The following is a 21,755-nucleotide window of genomic DNA, read 5'->3' as shown; positions in this document are numbered from 1 at the left end:
ATCTTGTACTACTTATAAGCGCAGCGCGAGGGGCGAATATCCAGTTTTGCAGAAAATCTGCTGGCTAATTGGTGGCGCCAGTACGGTGCCATCATTTCTTTGTTGGGGGCTTTAGGGCCGAGCGTGACATACTCAATCGGGGCCAGATGATCGTCTCTGTGTAGCTCCAGATATAAACGCGGGGCAGTGCCATTTGCAAAGTCAGGAGCTGCACTTTGGATCTCTTTTGCACCATAGTCCAGGTGCGAGACGATCACCCTGTGTTCCTGCTCATCCTTGTAGTTTGCATCTTTTAGCAGATAAGGCAGCGGGCCGAGCAACCAGGCAAGTATTTGCAGTTTTTCGGGTGTCGGATTTTCGCCAACAAATCCAGTAACTTCTTTTTTCAGCTTTGCAAAGAGTGACCCTACTTCGTTTTCATCATCTTCAAATTCAAACTGATCTTGCACATAGAGTACTCGGTAAAATGCCGCACTTTCCTGTGGTGATTGACCGGTATTGGAAAATGCTTTTTTTGCTTCTGATTGCTCGGAGAAAGAGCCCTGTTCCTCTAATAAACGATAATTGAAAAAGTTTTGTGGGTTAAAGGTAATGGCGCAGCCACATGCATCATCATTTAAATGATTCTTGCTGTAAAAGCGCCACATGTTCAGGTTATCGCTCTTGGGTAAAAAGCAGCCTATGAAAACAGGATTCCCTTCTATTGGCTCATAACCGAGTTCATGCCAAAGTAGTTTGCCTTCATTGGGATCATTCACTGCGTTAATATGTCCCAGCCTGAAAGGGCTTTGCTCTAGTAAAATAGCTTGGCCCACATCGAATGAAGTGTAGTGGGTCATCGGGGCGTTACTATCGACCTTTAATCTATCTAGTATCTGCTCTCTTAATTTACCAATCGGCCCTGAGAGCTCAAAACGCTCCGCTCTATCGTGTAGCTCATAGGCTTCAAAGCTTAGTTCGGTGTCTTTAAATACTTGCTCACACAGCGCTTTAGTCTCTGTAAAACTTTGTTCAACCCATCCCCCTTCAAAGTAACAATAAGCCAGATTGAGCTGAGCTCGTGCCGTTCCTTGCTTTGCAGCCAACCGGTAGTATTCAACGGCTTTCTCATCACTTTGCGCTACGCTTTTTCCTTGTTCATACATAATGCCTAGGTTGCATTGGGCTATGGCGTTTCCCTGCTCTGCAGCTAGCTGATAGTATTCAACTGCTTTTTCATTGCTTTGCGCTACGCCTGTTCCTTGCTCATACATCACCCCCAGATTGTTCATAGCATGTGTATGTTCTTGCTCAGCGGCGAGCTGATAGTATTCAATCGCTTTTTCATTGCTTTGCGCTGCGCCTTTGCCTTGTCCATACATCACACCCAAATTGTACTGGCCGTCCGCGTTTCCCTGCTCTGCAGCTAGCTGGTAGTATTCAACTGCTTTCTCATTATCTTGCGTTACGCTTTTTCCTTGTTCGTACATAAAGCCCAAGTTGCACTGGGCATCTGCGTATCCCTGTTCTGCGGATAGTCCAAACCAATAAGCGGCTCTCTCATAATTTTGCTCGACTCCCTCACCAAAATAATAGGCATCGCCCAACTCATTTTGTGCCTCGGCATCGCCACTTTGGGCTTGCTCAATCAGTGCTTGGATCTCTGAGGATAGTTCGGGGTTGTGTTCTGACATCAATATTCCTTTTAAACTGCTTAACCCCGAAAGATTCTTGTGTGGGGTTTTATTCCTTTATTAAACGGTATTTTGTGATGTCTGGCAATGGGATAGCTTTTGCCCATTGAGTACAGTTTGACTGTACGAGGATAAAAGCTCGATAGCAGTATTGGCGTCGGCGAAGTGAGAAAAGCCAGAAAAATGGCCCACGACTCGTCAGTCGGTGGACCACAGAGTTAACCAGGTTATTTGATTGGCGTCTGAAAGCCTTTGGGTTTGATGGCCAGTACGGAGCACTGGGTTTGTTCCAGTATAGATTCGGCGGTGTTGCCTATGATCAAACCCGGAATGCCGACACGGCCGACTGTGCCCATCACGATTAAGTCAATCTGGTGTTTTTGTGCCAGCAGGGGGATCTCTTTGCTGGCTTTGCCTTTGACCTGATGCAGTTTGGGTTGCAGGTACTGAACGGCAGACTTGTCGAACAGTGCGTCCATTTTTGTCACCAGCCGGGCCAGCTTAGTTGCACAGTCTCTGCGCCCCTGCTCTACGTAGTCGTCCACCTGTTCGTCCGACTGATGGGCAAAGGTGCCGTAACGCAGCCAGTCTTCGGCGTAGGCATCCCAGGCGCTGCCCACATGCAGCTCAGACAGCTCAGGCAGGCTTAACGACACGCTGTATCCCATCACGGCCTGATTGAGCTTGTCCTGTACTTGTTCATCATCCAGCTCTCTGAAGCTGTCGTTAACGTCGACCGTGGCCAGAATTTTACCAAAGGCATCGAGCTGGCCGGGTTTGAGCATCAGCACCGGACAGGGGCATTTACGCAGTAAGTGCATGTCTTCACTGCCCAGCATGCGATCCATCCAGTCTGCGTCTTCGGCGCATTTGACCACCAGGTCGTACTGATCATCGACCGCGCGCTTAATGATCTCAATAAAGCCGATCCCGGTACACACTATGATGGCGGGATCTAGGTTGTTATCCAGTGTTTTGATTTTCGCTTCGATTGCGGCCCGCTTATTGGCAAGCAGCTCAGTAAGCTTACTGGCATACTCCGCTTTACTGGTAAAGAAGGTGCGCCAGTGTTTGACCTCTTTCAGTACTGAAATAAAAGTGATGTCTGCCTGATTATCTTGTGCGAGGCGGAGCGCCTGTACCACGGCGGTGTCCATTGTTGCTTCTGGGTCTACCACACATAAAATTCTGTTAAATCGTGTCATTATTCACCTCTGTATGAGTGCTGGCTGGGGTCGCTGCTTTTACCCGCTCTACCGCCCGTTCAGCGGCGTCATGAAATGGCATCAGTACCAGGGTTGCGCCTCTTTCTTCTAACAGGGGTTGGTCATGCTGGTGCTGGGTTGAAATGGCAATACCGCCGCTATAATGTTGTTGTTTCAACCCATCCAGTAGCGCCAGGCGGGGGTCTTCATGTGTTACCCCCAAATCATGTTGTGGCATGGCTGATACCACCCACTTAACACCTTGTAGCGGCAGGTCGTTCACAAAAGCTGGATCACTGGCATCGCCATACATCACCAGGTTGCCATCGTTGCGCCAGCGTCTGACTTCGTCGGGGTTAAAGTCCACAGCCAGCAGACTGAATCCTTCTTTTTGCAGGTAGTGAGCCAGCGCCTTACCGTAACGGCCAAGACCAAACAGAATGACATCGTAAGCCTGCTCAGACGAGGGCTGCTTTTCCAGCGCAGCTTCTCTGAATGGCTGGTCGCGTTCAAACACACTTAACCAGCGTTCCAGCTTGTTATACAAACCGTGAGAATAGGTGATCATATATACCGACATCGCGATAGTGATCAGACCCACCAGCGTGACCAGTCCTAAAGAGTCGGCTGTGACATGACCTATGGTGAGTCCCATGGCCATAAAGATCAGGGAGAACTCACTGATCTGTGCGACGGTTAATCCAGCCAGAAAGCCGGTGCGTTTGCGATAGCCCATAAGCCCCATGATCACCATCACAATTATCGGATTGCCAATTAACACAAATAAAGAGAGTATCAGCGCTGGGAAAACCTGTGAGCCAAGTAAGCTGAGATCCAGCTGGGTGCCCAGGGCGATAAAGAAAAACAGTAACAGAAAGTCGCGTAATGAGGCTAAGCGGGCAACAATGGCTTCTCTGAATGGGGTAGATGCCAAAGAGATCCCTGCCAACAGGCCGCCCAGCTCTTTACTAAAGCCTAGTTGGCTGCCTATCGCCGCCAGTAAGGTGGCCCAGCCGATAGCAAAGGTGATGAGTAGCTCCTGAGAGCGTGCTATTCGACTGACCAGTGGCGTTGCCAGATAGCGAATAAACACCAGGACAAATGCCAGCATGATCAACCCATAAAGCAGTACACTGCCAACCTGAGCCAGGGCGGATTGCGTGCCGCCCGACTGTGCCCCTATGCCCATGGCCGAGAGCACCATCATGGCCAGTACCACTACTAAATCTTGAACTATCAAAAAGCCCACAGCTATGCGTCCATGCAGGGAGTCGACTTCGCGTTTATCTGACAGCAGTTTCACTATGATAATGGTACTGGAGAAGGTCAGCGCGACGGCCACATACACAGCGGTAACGGTATCCAGCCCCAGCAATTTGCCGAGTACAAAGCCAATGGCAGAGGTAAACGCAACCTGTCCCAGTCCGGTGGCTAGTGCGACCGGCCCGAGTGTGCGAATGAGTTTAAGGTCGAGCTTAAGGCCAACCAGAAATAGCAGTACAGCAATGCCCAGTTCGGCAAGCAGTTCTATGTGTGCATGGGATTGAACAATATTCAACGCCGAAGGCCCGGCTATCACCCCTACGGCAATAAAGCTGACAATCATAGGTTGGCGCAGCAACACGCCGATAAAACCCAGTGCTGCGGCTAATACCACCAGCGCAGTGAGTTCATAAAAAGCAGACAGGTGGATAAAACTCAGATCTGGCATTGCACCTCCTTTTTTCACGTCCAATGGCTTACAAGCGTGATCTTAGTGGTCGTCAGCTTCACAACTCCCTACGCAAAAATCAATCTAAGTTCCGGGTATCTTCGCTGACTATGTCCTACATCAAAATAGCAACAGAAATGCGCCGTGGCATGGGTTTTATAGTATGAATTTACCGTATTTATAGGCAGTTATACTCGAAGTGTTATGAATCTGATTGGCCCGCAAAAGAGCCACATGAGTGGTGGTGTTTATTTGATGATGGCCTGGGCTGCATTGTTTCTCATTTAGAACAACTAAATAGCAAAATTTTTGCCTTGTTATCGACCCTATTTTCTCGCCTCAAAATAGATCACTTAATTAAGCAAATTGGTATTATTCTTGATTGGGTTTTGAGTTGAAAAAGTCGCATGTCGGACTGACTTTGAGCGATTTGATTTGGTGTTACGAGGCGTCATAAGCATAAAAAAGCCGCCCTTTCGGACGGCTGGTGGGAATTCAACAATGTAATACAAGGAAAGGGAGTGAGTAGTTACTACTCTTAAGGCATCAGCCTTCAATCAGCTTACCGGTGCCAATTTCAATTTTTCTTGGCTTTAACGCTTCCGGTACTTCGCGCTCCAGGTCAATCAATAACAGGCCGTTTTCAAGCGAAGCACCAATCACTTTTACATGGTCGCCCAGCTGGAATTTGCGCTCAAAGTTGCGCTCGGCAATGCCCTGGTGAATAAATTTACGGTCGGTTTTGTCTTCTTTATTTTGCTTCTCGCCTTTGACGCTCAGTGTGTTATTTTCCGACTCCAGCGACAACTCCTGCTCCGTAAAGCCGGCCACCGCCATGGTAATTTGGTACTTGTCTTCAGCTAAGGCTTCGATGTTGTATGGCGGGTAGCTGGGCTGTTTTTCGCTGCTACGCTGCGCCGCATCCATCATAGATGCAAGGTGATCGAAACCGATGAATGAACGGTAAAGGGGTGATAAATCTACTGTACGCATAATCGTATCCTCATAAAGCGATAATTAAGCCATTTACTCTTTGCAATAAACCAGTAAACAGCGGGTTTTTACTTTAAAATTACTTAAATAAAGACTTTTAAAACAAAGTCTTAGTTTGGTTTTGGACCCTGTCGGCGTCCTCACAAATCTATCTATGGCCGGGGCAAATACTTTTCAAGCAAGTTTTTTGAAAAAAGTGTGAGGTTGTTTTTATCCTCTTGATATTTAATGGTTTTTATTTTTTGTTGTTTGCTATGGATCTTTGCTCAGGTCAGCCACCGTTTTGCTGTCGGTGGTTCCCGGCTCAAGGCCGATGACGGAAATGAAGCCGAGATGATGGAGGCGAGGTCGGCGTCACGGAAGAGAGAGCGGGATGACAGATGTTATGAGTAAAGTGGAGTGAAAATATGAATTTGCCAAAGGTTTAAGATTGAATACACTCCAATACCAGCAGACGGATGATGAAGCATGGGCACACTTTTAGTGTGCCCAGGATATCGAACTAGGTAAGCCCGCAAAGTGACACTGATACGGCCTAATGACGCAACGTGCCATTTGTGTTGTGGTTAAACCAGTTTGGCTTTGCCTGCCTTAACGGTATAACGTTTGCCAATATGCGATTGGTCATTCTTAAAGCCGACAAACGGCACATGGTGCCAGCTGGCGTTGAGCTCGTCCCGAGTGATGTCCAGGGTTACAAAACCGCGATTGGCGAGGTCGACATAGCGGATGTGAGGATTCTCTGGGATCAAAATTTTACCAACATCACCTACTAGCTGCTGCAAGCCCGGTACCGGAATAGATGGTGATGTCACCGAGGAAGTCACGATCTCTACTGCGATGGCCCCTTCATGAGTGAAGCGGTTGTATTCGTGCCAGTCATAAGGGTCTTTACAGATGTTGGCGGCCCAGGAAGAGTGTACGTCACCGGTTAAGAACACCACGTTATCTATCTGGTTTTGTTCGATAAAGTCTAACAGGCGATGACGTGCGGCCGGGTAACCGTCCCAGGCATCACCATTAATGGGTTTACCCAACATCTGAATTTGCATCATCTGCACCTGCTGGCCCAATAGCTTCCACTGCACGCCATTTTGCTTAGCTTCAAACAGGTTATCGTATAACCATTGTTCCTGTGCATAGCCCAGCAAAGTCCGTGATTCATCCAGACGAGCCGGATCTTTGATCTCTACTTGTTGATCACGGCCGATCAGACGGGTGTCGAGCATATTCAGATCCAGCAAAGAGCCAAACTGGAAGCGGCGATAAGATCGTTCCCGGTTGTTATCGCCGGGTTCACGGATCGGCATCCACTCATAATAGGCTTTAATGGCGGCTGCTTTACGGGTTTGCCAATCACCCTCACCGTCATTGTGGTTCTCTGCCCCACCCGACCAGGTATCGTTGGTGAATTCGTGGTCATCCCAGATACAGATCATTGGATGGGTCTGATGCAGGGTTTGTAAGTCTTCATCGGTTTTATAGCAGGCATGGCGAACCCGATAGTCATCTAGCGTGACCATTTCGTGAGCTGGTTGTACTTTACGGTTCCACAAAAACGGGTTGCGGTACACATCTTTATTGCCGTATTCGTACAGGTAATCACCAAGGTGCAGCACCGCATCCAGGTCTTCAATTTTGGCGATACGTGCATACACGTTAAAGTAACCATAGCTGAAGTGCGAGCAGGATGTCATGGCCAGTTTTACCTGGCTAACATCGTAGGCTGGCAGCGTTTTAGTCCGGCCTGTTGGCGAGATAACTGGCTCATCCAATTCATCGATGATAAAGCGATAAAAATAGCGAGTATCAGGTGCCAGCCCGGTTGCATCGACCTTAACGGTAAAGTCGCGCTGTTTATCGGTGATTTCATAGCCCTCAGCAATCAGGTGAGAAAACTGCGGATCTGCACTAACCTGCCAGAGTACTTTGACACTGAGTGTATTCATATCCACCCGCTCCTGCACTTCAGGTGGAATGGTAATGCGGGTCCATAAGATCACTCGATCATCCAATGGGTCGCCACTGGCAACGCCATGGCTGAACGGGCTCTGAGAAAAAGTACAGCCACTCAGTCCTAAGGTAAGGGGAACAGTTGACAGCATTAGGCCGGTTTTAAAGAAATCGCGACGGGATAAACTCATAAGTAAATACTCTAATTATCATTTTTGGGCCGTATTTAAACGTGTTCATGTTAATTCTATATAACAAAAATATTACATTTAACCAGTGAGGTGGCCAATCTGACATCTTTGATTTAAAACTGGCGCGATAATGGCTATAACTAAAAGATACAGGTCAGATAATAAGCAGGTGAGAGTGGTTGGTATCAAGTTGTATCTCAGAATGTGGTGTTTTTTTATTGCCGGTGCTTTTTTTTATGGGTCACAAGTCAGTGCACAGCAACTGTGTACCAGCGAAGTTAAAATTGGCGTCGTCGCTGACTGGCCGCCGCTGACAGCGGTCGATGAGCGTGGGGCGTACGGGTTGGATGTGGAAATAGCCCGCAAGGTGTTTGCACAGCTGAACATGTGCCCTCGATTTTTGCGCTTGCCTACCTCTGCCCGAAGTTTAGATCAGCTGGGTAAGGGGACAGTCGATGTCTTATTGATGGTCAGTTATGTACAGGAACGTGCCGAGTTAGGGGTGTTTTCAGCCCCCTATCGTTGGGAAAAAATGCGACTTTTTTCATTGCGTCAGCCCCGTATGGCCATTGATTTAAAAGCTTTGTTGCGGTTGGGCTATCGTATCGGCCTGAGCATAGGTTCTTATTATGGTGATGAGCTCAAAAATCTTGCCGAAAACCCCAATTTTGGCCATTTGTTGGTGGGGATTTCTGGCAGCCCTCAGCGTATTGAAATGTTGGCAAAAAAGCGGGTCGATTTCATCATCGAAGACGAGATACTCGGGCGTTTCATGGCGCGTAAGCTGGGCATTAAAAACTTTTATATTTGGGACTATCCAGTCCACAACAACCAGGTGCATTTTTTATTGCGCAAAGGGTTGTTCGATGCAGCACAATTGGCGCGTTTTAATGGCGCAATAGAGCGCCTTCGGCCAGATATCGATGAGCTGGTTAAGCGCTATACCCATCACAGCGTACCACGCTGAGTAGTGTGAAATGAGGGGTAATATCAACACCGCCTTATTGTGGTCTACACTAAGGAAGCTAATGGAGCCGCAAACAAGGAATAACCATGCGCAAATATATGCTTCCTCTCGTCGTTTTACTCTCTGGTTGCACGGGCACTGCCGACAGTGCAGCACACGATCCACTCGTTCATGCCGCTTATACTATGCTGGCCCCCGCACAGGGTGGGGGTGTGCAAGTTTATGCCAGAGCCATTGTCGACGGCGCACATATTAATGATCAGCAATGTCCGCAGCTAATACACGCGGGTGAACAGGCGATAAAAACCCGGGCCAGGCGATTAAATCCGGATCCCGTTCATTTTCCAGTCACAGTTTGTGAAGCCGTGATCCGTCCAGATACTCAGTATCGTCTTTCTTATGGCGGGGTTGAACTGGCTCCCGTCAACCTGGCTCCCGAGCAAATTCAGGTATTTGGGGACTCCGGATGTAAGAGTTCAGTATGTGAAGGAGCAAGTGCTGCGCAACCTTTTGCTCAGCTGGCGGACCTGGGTGCCAGGCAAAGCAAACAGTTGATTCTACATATGGGGGATTTCAACTACCGCGGTACGTCGGGCAGCATCAGTAAAGATATTTACGCGTACGATGCGGGAGATGGTGGTTACGGTGGTCCGTCATGTGGTCTAACAGAAACGTATTACTCGCAAAATGCCAGCGGCAGTCCAAAACCCGATACCTGGCAGAGTTGGCAGGCTGATTTGTTTGCACCGGCTAAGTCTTTGCTGGCCAGTGCACCTTGGGTATTTGCCCGCGGTAATCATGAACTGTGTAGCCGTGCAGGTCCCGGCTGGTTTTATTTCCTGGGACCTGGCTCTGACTTACCGGGGGGCGTTGCACAGCAGTCATGCCCTTATCAGGGTGAATTCAGCCAGCCACCCAGCGAAGCAAGCGACCATATTGTGATGCTAGACCCCTATTTGCTTGAACTGGAGTCGCTGGCATTGTGGGTGATGGATTCTGCCAATGCTTGCGATTCACGCTCGCCACAAACACTCACGCGCCAGTATCGCGACCAGTATTCTCAATTGCAGCGGCTGGCTTCTCGGGTAAAAACCCCGTTATGGATGATGACGCATAGACCTATTTGGGGACAAAGCGGACCGGTTGGCACTCCTTCAATCACAGATATGCTGCAAACGGCGCTGAAGACGACTGTATCGCAGCAGCTACCGTCTGAGGTCAGCTTGTCTCTATCTGGTCATATGCATATTTACCAGTCGCTGGCTTTTGGTAAGGGCAGTGATCGTCCACCTCAATTGGTGGTCGGCAACAGTGGTGTTAGCCTGAGTTCAACCGGTGCAAACAGCGGGTTCAGTACTCAAATTGATGGTAAGCGCGCGCAGGGGAATACTCAGGGAGAGTTTGGTTACATCTCCATTAAGCTGGAAGAGGACGATCAATGGCAGGGGCAGTTTTATAACACTCAGGGCCAGGTATTCCTCGACTGTGGCAGTAAGCTGGCACAACAAGGTAAAGCTCTGTGCCAGATTGTACGGTGAGTGCACTGGTTGCCACTTGATGATTCGGTGGCGATAACCTGGCTAACATATGCCTACCTTCTTCTCTAAACGCGCTGCAGAGTAAGTGTCAAGGTGTAACTGATTGGTGTGCTATTTAGTGACTGGGGCAAAGTGTTAGTTGTTGGGGGTTACTGAGAAAATTTCACCCACAGCCAGGTATCGTCGCCGTTAAAATGCAGAGTCTGAACAGCGTGCTGAGTTTTGAAGTTGACCATATTGACCTGGGTTGGCCAGATATCTCTGAGTGCATCATGACGCATCTGTAAGCGGCTCAATTTAGCTGGCATAGGGGCGCGCTGGATAACCCAGAAAAATTGCCCGTCAATACTGCCATTGTATAGCGTCAAGGGAATGGCTTGGCCAGCTTCATCCTTTAATTCCACAGTGTCATGCACATATTCTGCAAAGCGGGCTCTGTCAGATTGGTTTTGAAACAGGTCGGCGTCTTCACCAAACAAGTCTTCCACCGCATGCTCGGTATCGTGCAGGTAAAACCGGTGCATTAATTCGATCTGCTCGTTACCCGAGTCAACCAGTACAGTCGTCATTGCAGCCTTTATTTGGTGCGCTGTTGCTGTGTTTGCCCAAATTAATGCCAGTGCGGCAATCAGCCGATCCCTCATGTGGTACCCCTTGGTTGTGTTCGGGTCTTATCATACCGCGAATTGAGCGGAATTATTGTTATTTTACTGCTGAGCTTGTTATCTGGATTGAAATAATCGGTGTGCAGTGCGTACGTTTTGCTTTTGAGTGATTTGCATATATGGTCATTTTGCCTCATTCGTCTATATTGTCACGAAACGTAACTCACCCCGTGTTTTGGGCGTGATAAAATGAGTATAGTGATGATGTCAAAATAACAATAAATTTTCGTGCCAAGTTCCCATTTTGCAAATTTATTGTCTCTATTTTACAAATAAATTAAAAAAGCCAAATTCAATGGTTGAAATCGGAACTAAATTCCCAGTAAAATCGCGGACTTTTCAATCGGCGAGTAAAACTGGCGTTGGTTTTGCTCTGTACAAAGTACCCGTTTAGCAAAAAATGTGGTGAGCAGTATGGATTTCTACATACTAAAAAAACAAGAGAAACTCGTTGCCATACCGGCGGACGAACAGAACTGTAAAGAGTATCTGGATAACGGCTACTTTTATGTTGATAAAGTGGCTGCGTGTAACGAGAAATCGGCACTGAAACGTCTGAATGGCAGACAGAACCGTTATCTTCGCGCGCTGTGGTTACTTGTGATCCCTGTGATGATTTTCGCCTGGCGTCAACTCAGCCATTAACCTATTCAGCTAAGCAGTGTATATTAACCGGCATTAAGGTTAAGGAACGCTGCATGAAGGTTTTACACACATCCGACTGGCATCTGGGTCAACAGTTTTACGAGCACAGCCGTCATGCTGAACATCAGCATTTTCTGGACTGGCTGTGCGATACACTCACTTCTCATCAAATTAATGTACTGATTGTCAGTGGCGACATTTATCACAGTTCTACGCCTTCGGCGGTGGCTGAGCAGCAGCTGTATGCCTTTATCAGGCGTGCAAAAGCCGATAATCCAGACTTACACATTGTGATAACCGCGGGTAATCATGATTCAGCGAATCGAATAGAAACGGCTAAACCACTGCTGAGTCAATTCGACACCCATGTTGTCGGCCGGTTTGATAAGCATAATCCCCAGGATGTGGTAAAAACCCTCAATACTGACCTTGGCACTTTGCAGGTTGTGGCCATGCCGTTTTTACGCAGCGCCGATCTGGATACTCAAGCCGATGATCCTTTGGCCTATCAACGTGGCGTTGAACGCGCATACCAGGCCGCTTACCAGGGGGTAGATGCACAACTCCCGGTGCTGGCTATGGGTCATTTACATGCCAAAGGTGGCAGTATTTCCGGCGATTCAGAGCGCAATATCACCATTGGCGGGTTTGATGCCATTACTGCGGGTGTATTTGGGGAACGTCCCGATTATGTTGCACTTGGACACTTACATAAAGCGCAAAAAGTCGCTGGCAGTGAGGCTATTCGCTATTGCGGTACACCCCTGCCGATGTCGTTTTCTGAGCGTAATTATCGTCATCAGGTACTGTTGGTCGAGTTTTCTGATAACAAGCTTAGCAGTGTAAAGCCCCTTGACGTGCCGCGCCTTAAACCGGTGATTTTACTGCCCGAGCGCGGTGGGGCGACGTTGGATGAGCTCATTGCCTTGCTCAACGAACTCGACTTATCGCAATACCAGAGCCAGGGCGCAGCAACGCCCTACCTGAGGCTGCGGCTCAATGCCAGTGACACCGATAGTCAGTTTCGCACTAAGATTGAACAGGCACTGGCGGATAAACAAGTGCACTTCTGTGGCATTGAGCGTGTGAGTAATACGCAACAGAGCGCAGACATGCCGCATTTTGAAGACCTGGGGCAGGTTGAGAAACTGGAACCCGTGAGTTTATTAGAGCTGGCGTATCGGGCACAGATAGACAGTGAACAAGCCGTGCCGCAAGCTTTGCAAGATTGCCTGATGCAGGTACTGGCCAGTGTACAGGAGCAGGAAGCATGAAACTACTAGGGATCCAGGTGCAAAACCTGGCGTCACTGGCGGATGCCGACATTGATTTTACCCAGCCACCGTTAAAAGACACCGGCCTGTTTGCCATCACCGGCGATACTGGCGCGGGTAAAAGCACCCTGCTGGATGCAATATGTCTGGCATTGTACGGTAAAACCGCCCGACTCAAGGCCGATGCAAAAAACAAAGTGATGCTCAACGGCGACGAGCTGAAACTCAATGATCCCCGTAACCTGCTGCGCCGTGGTTGTGTCAGCGCCCGCGCCGAAGTGACTTTTTGTGGCCAGGATGGCGATTATTACCGTGCCAGCTGGCGTGTCGGTCGTGCCCGGAATAAGCTGGATGGTCGTATTAAAGAAGCTGAGCATCAGGTGGTGCGCCTTGCTGATGATACGGTACTGGCAACCAAAACCACCGAGGCCAAGCAGCTCCTGGAGCAGTTGTTGGGTCTGAACTTTGAACAGTTTTCTCGTGCAGTGTTACTGGCCCAGCACGAATTTGCTGCGTTTTTGAAGGCCAACAGTGATGAGCGGGCGCAATTACTTGAAACGCTTACCGGTACGGCTAAGTTCAGCGTGATAGGTAAGGCCATATTTGAACATCACAAAGCAAAGCAAGATGCGCTGGAACAACGTAAGCAATCACTTAAGCATGTGACTTTACTTAGCGATGAAGCGCTGGCCGAAAATCAGCAAACCGCAGCGGATTTGACGGCTGCCATTGCCACGGCTCGTGATGAAGAAAAGCATCTGGAGCAAGGCATTCAATGGCATCAGGCTTGTGACAAGCTGGCCGAGCAATGTCATCAGGCTGAGCAGGAACAGGCTGATTGCCAGCAGCGACTGACTATGCAAGCCCATGACTTTGACAAAGCGAGGCGCGCCAAAGCTGTCGAGGTGATCGCAGATAACCGGGCTCAGGCTCGGGATATGACTGCCCAGCTTAAGCAATTAGAGCTTGATATCAGCCAGTTGCAACAGCAGGATTACGCGCCGCAGATCCGGATTGCACAAGATCAACTACAAGCCGCTCAGACACGACTCAGTGAGGCAAAAAAGCAGTTGCAGCTCAGTACCCCTGCCCTGCAGTCATTGCGTGATCTGGACCAGCAGCGTGAAGCCAACAAGCAGCTGCTGGCACAAAATAGTGCAGAATATAACGAGCAACGTGGGCAGCATGAAGCATTGCAACAGCGCAGTGAAACGCTGGGGGCTCAGCTACAAAAGGATGGTCAGCAGGTTGCCCGATTACAGCAAGACTGCCAGACAGATCCGGATCTGACGCGTGTGAGTGAGCAGTGGTCACAGATCAGCGGTGCATTAAAACACTGGCAGGCATGTCAGGCACAGCTTGGTAAACTGGCGGATGAGCAACAACACACACAAGCCTGTGCAGACAAAGACACACAAACGCAACAGGCGCTGCAACCCAGACTGACAGAATTACATCAACAATTAGCCGAAATTCAGCAAAACCTGAGCACGACTCAGTCGCAGCTGAGTGAGCTGGATTATGAGACATTACAATTTCAGCGTACCCAGTTAATTCAGGCGCAGCAAAACCAGTCACAGCATGCCCAGCTGAAACAGGAGCAGGGCGAGCACCGGCTGCACATTGATCGTCTGCGGCATCAACATCACAGCCTGCAACAGCAACTTAAAGACACTGAGCAGCAAGATGAACTGACCAGACAGCGGGTGTTGCTGACTCAGGAAAATTTGCAGCAAGTCCGTTTTCGGGCCAGTGACAGTGTTAGCAAACTGAGAACTCAACTGGTTGCGGGCCAGGAATGCATGGTGTGTGGCTCGACGGAGCACCCTTATGGTGTGGATCACATCGACAGTCACTGGCAAACTCTGATTGCTGATTTTGAATCGCAATATCAGGCTGCTGAACAAGCCCGCGCGCAGACGCAGCAACGTTATCATGACCTGGTTGGCCAGGCTGAACAGTGCAATGGTCAGCTACAGGCAGCACTGCAACATGAAGCACAGCTCAACAGCAAGCTTGCGCAAATTGCCGAATTACTGGCGCAGTTGCCTGTTGAGTTGCGCGATACCGCGGACCCTCAGGCGTTGCTGGCTCAGTTGGATCACAAGCTACACACTTACAGCCAGCTGAGTAAAACACAGCAACAGCTTTGGCAGCAACAGCAGACAGCTCAGCGCGACATACAGCAACTGGAACAACAAAACCAACAGTTACAAAGTCAGCTCGAACGTGCCGCACAGGCAATGGCTTATGCCCAAACCCGGCAAACAGAGCTTGCGACAGAGCAGCAAGAAACCCTGTCGCAGGTCCGGCAGTTATATTCAACCTCTGCATGGTGGCAGGTGTTTGAGCAATCACCGGATCAAGCTATCACTAAATTGGGCGAGCAAGTGCATGTCAGGCAGCTGCAACTGCGACAGCTCAGTGAATTACAGCAAAAGATTGATGAAGGTGAACAGCAGGCTAAACTGCTACGTCAGCAAAGTCAGGATAAACAGGCACAGCTTAATAAAACGGCGCAAGCCCGCCACGCTCTGGCTGAAAAAGGGGAAGTACTGACCCGTGAACGAACAGCGATCCAGCCACTTGAGATCAGTGCAGACAACTGGCATCAGTCTTTACTGGATGAACAACAGCAAGCTGAGAGTTTGCTGGCTCAGGCAACACAACGAGTCTCAGATCTGCGTCAGGCGCAGGAATCACAGGCACTGACGCTGGCACATAAGCAGCAATCACAACAGCAACTAGAAGAGTCGCTGGCAAAAGTTCAGAGCCGTTACCAGAGTTGGCTGGCGGAACTGCAAACTCAGTTCGACACGCTCACAGAAGCGGATGTTGAGGCGCTGTTACAATGGGATAAGTTGCAGTGGCAAGCCTTGTTGGCCGAATATGAGGCTGTGAGCAAAGCATTACACAGTGCGCAGAACAAGCACGCTCACTTGCAAGAAGAGCTGGCATCTTTGCGCGCTAAGCCTGTGACCGAGCGAGCCAAGGCACAGCTTAGTGAGCGACTGGTTCAGTTGCAACAAGCGCGTGATGCCAATCAGGCGCAGTTGATCAGTGTAAATGCAGTACTGAAACAGCATGAAGACAACCAGGCTTATCTGGCCGAGCAATACGAGGCACTTCAGGCACAGCAGGCCGAATACGAACACTGGCATCTGTTAAATCGCTTGTTGGGTGATGCCACGGGTAAAACCATGCGTAACCTGGCTCAAACACAAACGCTCAGGATATTGTTGCAATATGCCAATCATCACCTCGCTAGTCTGAGTCACCGTTACCGATTAACCGTCATCGGCCAGTCGCTGGAGATCGCCATTATTGACCGTGATATGGCCGATGAACAGCGCAGTGTAAACACTTTGTCCGGTGGTGAGTCCTTCCTGGTTTCCCTGGCGCTGGCATTGGGTTTGGCGTCTCTGTCTTCAAATCAGGTGCAAATCAATTCGTTGTTTATCGACGAAGGATTCGGCACTTTGGATCCACAAACGCTCAGCGTGGCACTGGACGCGCTCGATGCATTGCAGTCACAAGGGCGCAAAGTAGGCGTGATTTCTCATGTGGCCGAAATGACGGAGCGAGTCGCTACACAAATTAAAGTACAGAAACAGGCTGGCGGGTATTCGTCGGTCACCATCAGTGAACGATAAGGACATACCATGCCCAGTTTTACACAGGATGAAGCAACCCATTACGACAGCCGTATTGAGCGCCTGGTGCCCGGTTATCAGCTGCTTCATGAATTGGTGCAGGCACAATTACAGACTGTGCTCCCTCAGGAAGCGCAAATTTTGATCGTGGGAGCTGGTACGGGCAAAGAAGTATTACAGCTGGCCCATAGCAATCCACACTGGACTTTCATCGTACAAGATGTCTCTGACGACATGTTGGCCATCGCAGATCAAAATTTTACTAACTCCGGGCTCTCGGAGCGCGTGACCATACATTCGGGACCATTGGAGCCCGGACAGTATCAGGCTGATGTTGCACTGTGTCTGCTGGTGATGCATTTTGTGCCGGATAATGGCGCTAAGCTGGCACTATTGGCGTCAATTCATAGCAATCTCAAACCTGGTGAACAGCTGCTACTGGCAGACTTGATGAAGCCCGAAACCCAGTTTGAGCGCGAGTCTCAGCTTAAGCATTGCCGCGCTATGGGGCTGACTGCGGTTGGTGAAGAACGTATGCGCTACAATCTGGAGCACGAATTTTACCCACTCGACCGGATCCGGCTGGCAGAGCTGTTGGATGAAAGTGGCTTTTCGTCCGCGCACATGTTCTTTAAAGCCCTTGGATTCAGTGGCTTAACTTGCGTCAGGCAATAAGTCAGGCATGGCCTGTATTGAGCAACTCAACTAATTTTGAGATCTTAATATTACTAAGCTGGCGATAATCCAAATACGGGCAGATCAGCAACTTATTGACGGGATCAATGGCAAACTCCTCATCCAGCCAGTGCAAAGAGTTAGTAAAAATATGATCCCGGAGCAATGTCTTTGCATAGGTGCGGCCCGCTATGATGTGCCAGTCATAGCGATTTGCTGCCAGATCTGGCGCAGAAAACAGCAAAGCCTCCTGACATCCCTGCTGTAACAGTCGCTTATCCCGGTATTTTTGCCAGCTTGAGTAATGTTCTGGCTGGTTAGTAAAATCGTGATCTGGGTGACTGAGTTCTGCTATAAATTTGGCATACACATTAAACACCTTGCGCCAACCATTACCACATTGCTGGTTGATGTAATCAATTTCTCCAGTCTGTAAGGCTATGACTTTATTTAACTTTTGAAATTCTGAAAGTTTTGGTGGGTGCTCGACATAAATGGCCAGCAAACCTTGCTCTGCGCCAAATCCGTAAGTTGGTAAATTCATGATCTCTAAAAAAGGTGTATGCAAATGCTAAACGCATTATACCTGTTTTTGTTATTCAATCCTGTGTAAACCCCCTTTACATCAAGGGATAGCAATAATTTATTCCTTGTGTCTTTTGATTGACTTATAAATGACTGAAAACCTTAATATTTAAGCAATGTATCTGTAACCGGTTCACTCCAACCTATTGTGCGCTTTATAACAATAACTGTAGCAATCGTAGCAACTAACTCGGAGTAACTAATGAAGCGCATAGCATATTCGTTGATCGCCGCTGCCGTCACAGTGGCATTGACCGCCTGTGATGGTGATGATGGTAAACAAGGCCCTCAGGGCGAGCAAGGTGTTCAGGGTGAGCAAGGTGTTCAGGGAGAGCAAGGCACTAACGGTACTAATGGCACGAACGGCACTGATGGTGTTGCAGGCAAAGATGGTCAAAACGGTGGTTCAGGCCTAATCCGTATCGCCACTGTGCCAGCAGGTGCTGAAGTCACAGGTTTGTTCCTGACTGAGCAAGGTGATTTGTTCTTCAATGTTCAGCACCCAAGCGATGCGAATACATTGGAAGATGGAAACGAACGCCCTTACAACGGTGGTACTGTGGGTGTATTAACGGGTGTTAATTTCAACGAGTTACCACGTAATATTGTGAGCTCACCTGTTCCAGCGACAGAGTTTGAGATGCAAACGGTTGTGACTGCGATTGGTCAATATCAGATCCTGGGTCAGACCGGTGATGTGTATGCCGACCTGGGCGAAAAAGGCTTGGCCGGTGGCTTAGGTGTGCACTACGGTATCACTTCTGGTGACAAGATCATTGAAAATGATAACCCGGACTTCAATGGTTTTATTCCAAGTGCTGACGAAGAAAATACAGGTTACCTGTTTACTAACTGGGAATCATACCCAGGTGGCATGAGCCGTCTTAAAATGAGCAAGAGCGACGCAGGTACATGGAACATTGAAGAAGCCATGATGCTCGACTTTGATGGAGTCAAAGGCACCGCGGCAAACTGTTTTGGCTCAGTATCTCCATGGGGCACACCGCTAACGTCTGAAGAGTGGATTGTAAGATCTGACGTCGACACTACTCAACATGCTGAGTGGAATGACCCGGCCTTCACGCGTATAGACAGAATGAAAGAGTTGGTTACGCCTGAATTCCCTAACCCTTACCGCTACGGTTATATTGCTGAAGTGCAAAATCCGCTTTCTGATACACCAGATGTTGTGAAGCATTTCACCATTGGTCGTTACGAGCATGAAAACTCCTTAGTTATGCCTGATGAACGCACAGTGTACTCTTCTCAGGATGATACCGGCGGTGTACTGTTTAAGTTCGTTGCAGATCAACCTAAAGACCTGAGCTCAGGTACGCTTTATGGTGCGAAGTTGACTCAGGACAAGGGCCTGAACGATCCGGCTGTGACTGGTTTTGATGTTGAGTGGGTTGAAATTGCATCTGGCACCAATGCCGAAATTGAAGCCTGGATTGCTGAGTACGATGAGATCGACACTGAAGACTTCGTTGAAGGCCAGACAAGCTATCTTTCTGTGGCTGACGTAAAAGCATGGGCAGATGGTGCAGAAACTTACCCAACACTGGCGCAAGGTGGTGGTCTGGTTACGGCGGGCAAGCCAATGGATAACCGTTCAGCATTCCTGGAGTCTCGTCAGGCGGCAAGACAATTAGGCGCAACGGCAGAATGGCGTAAGCTGGAAGGGATCAGCATCAACTACGATCGCGTAGTAGAAGCCGTAACTGGTCAGGACATGGTTCCTGGCGAAGTGGTTGAACAGGCATACATGTATATCGGCGTTGCAGACATTGATAACACGATGACTGATCCGGAAGGTGATATTCAACTGTCTGCGCGTGTTAAAGATTGTGGTGGTGTTTACCGTGCCCACATCGATAACAACTACAACCTGACTCGTATTGAGCCTGTTGTTATGGGTGGTACGCACCGCTCTAGCCTGACTGGTGCACAAGAGTGTGATGTCAATCAGCTATCTCAGCCTGATAACGTGATTGTTATGCAGGACGGCCGCATCATCATTGGTGAAGACGGTATCCAGGAAAACAACACCCTGTGGTTGTACGATCCTAACTCTAAGTAATTGTAAGACTCGCGGTGCCCGTTCGTGGCACCGCATTTTTTTATCCAAAAATGGGCGTCATAAAAATGAAATACCAAGTAATCGGCCTGGCGGTACTCACTGGCCTGGCATTGACCGGCTGCGAAGAATCACAACATCATACTCAAGCTGCCGAACTGATAGCCTCGCAGTCAGCGCATAAAGCTGCACCGTACAAACCGGGTGATGATATTCCGGCAACCGCTTACATGGAACACGATGAGGTCTATAACCCCGAGTCGGTGATCCCACCTCAGTGTTACACTAAAACCGATGGTGTAAATAATCCGTGTTATGCCTGCCATCAGTCTTATCAGCAAGAGCCAGAAAGACCCAACGCGATGCGCGATGGGCATTTGCAGGGCGTGTATGAATTCTCTGACTTGGGCCTGAAAAACCACTGGAAAAACCTCTTTGTTGACCGGACAGATTTGATCGCAGGTGTGCCAGATAAAGAGATCATGGCGTGGATCAATCAGGATAATTACACCCCGTTTATCGAAAAGCTGAAACAAGACAAGCAATGGCGCGGTGAAATAACTCCGCTGGAAAATCTGGCCTATCCGGAAAAAGCCTTTGATGAGATGGGCTTTGCCAGAGATGGCAGCGGCTGGGTGGCGTTTAACTACAAGCCCTTCCCGTCGACGTTTTGGCCCACCAACGGCTCCACGGGTGATGTGATGATCCGTTTGCCCGAAGCGTTTCGCTCAAAAGGCGGCGTGTACAATCAGGACGTGTACCTGGCAAACCTGAGTCTGGTTGAACTGGCATTAAAAGGCTTAGATAAGATCTCAACACCCACAATCTCAGAACAACGCATTGGCCAGGATTTAAATGGCGATAATCAGCTTACCAAAATCAGCGAGATAACTAGGCAGTCACATTATGTGGGTGATGCCACAGATGCACTGGCGCATATGCTGTACCCCCAGGAAACTGAGTTCCTGCATACCGTACGTTACATTGGTGTAGACGAAAATGGTGGTATTTACAACGCGCCGCGTATGAAAGAAGTACGCTACATGAAAAAGCACAGGTTTAAGACTCGCCAGTCACTGAATTCTTCATATCACCGTGAAGAAAAAGAGAAAGAATTCGAAAATCTGCCGCAAACTCTGTATCTGGGCGATCAGGGTATCAACAACACCTTTGGCTGGACCATCAATGGTTATATTGAGGACAAACAAGGTAACCTGAGACCACAGCATAAGCAGGAGCTGGCATTTTGTAACGGTTGTCACAAAACCATCGGCTCAACCTATGATCAGACCTTCTCGTTTGCCCGCAAAGTAGAAGGCGCACGCGGCTGGGGCTATATCAACCTTAAAGAAATGAAAGATGTCCCCAACAAAGGCGAAACACTCGGCGAGTTCCTGACATACATGAACCGGGTCGGTGGTGGCGACGAATTCCGCCAGAACCGCGAAATGCTGCAAAAGTGGTTCAAAGCAGATGGCACGGTCGACAAAGAAAAAGTGGAGTCGGCAGATAACCTGTACGAGTTGATCACCCCGTCAAAAGAGCGCGCACTGGCACTGAATAAAGCATACAGAACCATAGTGGAAGAGCAAAGCTACCTGTTCGGCCGCGACGCAACGCTGGTAGAAGCAAGTAACGTACTGCAACAAGTAGACGACTCCCAGGCTCCGCTAAAAGCAGAAAACCAACACCAATGGGACATGCAACTTGATTGGGTGAGCAGCGACCGATGATTAAGAATCATCGCAGCGCTGCGAACGCTTTTCATGGATGAAAAGCCGGGAGCCCCCTACAGGGACGTATTGCCACTCGTACGTTAATCGTCGCAGACTCGGCGTCCCCGCTCACTTGGCGCTTTTCATGGATGTGTCGTGCAAAGTCGTGCTTTAGCGTGGCCTTTGCGCAAGGTGAAATGAGCAGTTTTAGCTGGACTTACACTGTGCGCTAATC

General features: G+C 49.0%; 15 protein-coding genes. 8 read left to right on the top strand and 7 right to left on the bottom strand.

Annotated features, from left to right (window positions below; translation table 11 throughout):
• Positions 1 to 8: 8 nt before the first annotated feature.
• The 5 genes from MHN31_RS23060 to MHN31_RS23040 all read right to left on the bottom strand — a co-directional run bounded on the left by MHN31_RS23060 (position 9) and on the right by MHN31_RS23040 (position 7,726).
• Complete coding sequence (locus MHN31_RS23060) at positions 9 to 1,673, bottom strand: tetratricopeptide repeat protein (RefSeq protein ID WP_239445421.1); 1,665 nt, start codon at positions 1,671 to 1,673, stop codon at positions 9 to 11.
• Between the two features lie 227 nt (positions 1,674 to 1,900).
• The gene (locus tag MHN31_RS23055) at positions 1,901 to 2,878 is read right to left on the bottom strand and encodes a universal stress protein (RefSeq protein ID WP_239445420.1); all 978 of its coding nucleotides are present in this window, start codon (positions 2,876 to 2,878) and stop codon (positions 1,901 to 1,903) included.
• On the bottom strand, positions 2,865 to 4,589 hold the full coding sequence (locus MHN31_RS23050) for a cation:proton antiporter (protein ID WP_239445419.1): 1,725 nt from the start codon (positions 4,587 to 4,589) through the stop codon (positions 2,865 to 2,867). The genes MHN31_RS23055 and MHN31_RS23050 overlap by 14 nt, the downstream gene beginning before the upstream one ends.
• Positions 4,590 to 5,135: 546 nt before the next feature.
• Positions 5,136 to 5,582, bottom strand: coding sequence for an Hsp20 family protein (locus MHN31_RS23045; protein WP_010381388.1), 447 nt, complete (start codon positions 5,580 to 5,582; stop codon positions 5,136 to 5,138).
• A 566-nt stretch (positions 5,583 to 6,148) separates the two neighbouring features.
• A complete protein-coding gene (locus MHN31_RS23040; protein ID WP_239445418.1) occupies positions 6,149 to 7,726 on the bottom strand; it encodes an alkaline phosphatase D family protein in 1,578 nt (525 codons plus the stop codon).
• Positions 7,727 to 7,856: 130 nt separating this feature from the next.
• Here MHN31_RS23040 and MHN31_RS23035 point away from each other — a divergent pair, with 130 nt between their 5' ends.
• The gene (locus tag MHN31_RS23035; RefSeq protein ID WP_239445417.1) at positions 7,857 to 8,693 is read left to right on the top strand and encodes a transporter substrate-binding domain-containing protein; all 837 of its coding nucleotides are present in this window, start codon (positions 7,857 to 7,859) and stop codon (positions 8,691 to 8,693) included.
• A gap of 86 nt (positions 8,694 to 8,779) precedes the next feature.
• Entirely contained in the window at positions 8,780 to 10,231 is a 1,452-nt protein-coding gene (locus tag MHN31_RS23030) for a metallophosphoesterase (RefSeq protein WP_138536926.1), read from the top strand.
• 149 nt (positions 10,232 to 10,380) lie between these two features.
• Here the strand turns inward: MHN31_RS23030 and MHN31_RS23025 are convergent, their stop codons facing one another.
• Positions 10,381 to 10,875, bottom strand: coding sequence for a DUF6702 family protein (locus MHN31_RS23025; RefSeq protein WP_125560261.1), 495 nt, complete (start codon positions 10,873 to 10,875; stop codon positions 10,381 to 10,383).
• A gap of 435 nt (positions 10,876 to 11,310) precedes the next feature.
• Here MHN31_RS23025 and MHN31_RS23020 point away from each other — a divergent pair, with 435 nt between their 5' ends.
• The 4 genes from MHN31_RS23020 to MHN31_RS23005 are packed head-to-tail and all read left to right on the top strand — an operon-like array spanning position 11,311 to position 17,143.
• Positions 11,311 to 11,541 (top strand): hypothetical protein, encoded by a 231-nt coding sequence (locus MHN31_RS23020; RefSeq protein ID WP_010381399.1) that lies wholly within the window; start codon positions 11,311 to 11,313, stop codon positions 11,539 to 11,541.
• A gap of 53 nt (positions 11,542 to 11,594) precedes the next feature.
• Complete coding sequence (locus MHN31_RS23015; protein WP_239445416.1) at positions 11,595 to 12,815, top strand: exonuclease SbcCD subunit D C-terminal domain-containing protein; 1,221 nt, start codon at positions 11,595 to 11,597, stop codon at positions 12,813 to 12,815.
• Positions 12,812 to 16,468 (top strand): AAA family ATPase, encoded by a 3,657-nt coding sequence (locus tag MHN31_RS23010; RefSeq protein ID WP_239445415.1) that lies wholly within the window; start codon positions 12,812 to 12,814, stop codon positions 16,466 to 16,468. The genes MHN31_RS23015 and MHN31_RS23010 overlap by 4 nt, the downstream gene beginning before the upstream one ends.
• A gap of 9 nt (positions 16,469 to 16,477) precedes the next feature.
• Positions 16,478 to 17,143 carry a class I SAM-dependent methyltransferase gene (locus MHN31_RS23005; protein ID WP_194868903.1) on the top strand — a complete coding sequence of 222 codons (666 nt, stop codon included), beginning with the start codon at positions 16,478 to 16,480 and terminating at the stop codon, positions 17,141 to 17,143.
• A 1-nt stretch (position 17,144) separates the two neighbouring features.
• Here the strand turns inward: MHN31_RS23005 and MHN31_RS23000 are convergent, their stop codons facing one another.
• The gene (locus tag MHN31_RS23000; RefSeq protein ID WP_194868902.1) at positions 17,145 to 17,687 is read right to left on the bottom strand and encodes a hypothetical protein; all 543 of its coding nucleotides are present in this window, start codon (positions 17,685 to 17,687) and stop codon (positions 17,145 to 17,147) included.
• Positions 17,688 to 17,930: 243 nt separating this feature from the next.
• On the opposite strand from MHN31_RS23000, the gene MHN31_RS22995 reads away from it, so the two are divergent.
• Both MHN31_RS22995 and MHN31_RS22990 read left to right on the top strand, forming a co-directional pair.
• Positions 17,931 to 19,808 (top strand): alkaline phosphatase PhoX, encoded by a 1,878-nt coding sequence (locus MHN31_RS22995; RefSeq protein ID WP_194868901.1) that lies wholly within the window; start codon positions 17,931 to 17,933, stop codon positions 19,806 to 19,808.
• A gap of 65 nt (positions 19,809 to 19,873) precedes the next feature.
• On the top strand, positions 19,874 to 21,538 hold the full coding sequence (locus MHN31_RS22990; RefSeq protein ID WP_239445414.1) for a hypothetical protein: 1,665 nt from the start codon (positions 19,874 to 19,876) through the stop codon (positions 21,536 to 21,538).
• Positions 21,539 to 21,755 lie beyond the last annotated feature (217 nt).

This window comes from Pseudoalteromonas sp. McH1-42, from assembly GCF_022347845.1.
Classification (GTDB): domain Bacteria; phylum Pseudomonadota; class Gammaproteobacteria; order Enterobacterales; family Alteromonadaceae; genus Pseudoalteromonas; species Pseudoalteromonas rubra_D.
The sequence above is the reverse complement of the archived record's forward strand: the minus strand, read 5'-3'. Positions and strand labels throughout refer to the sequence as shown.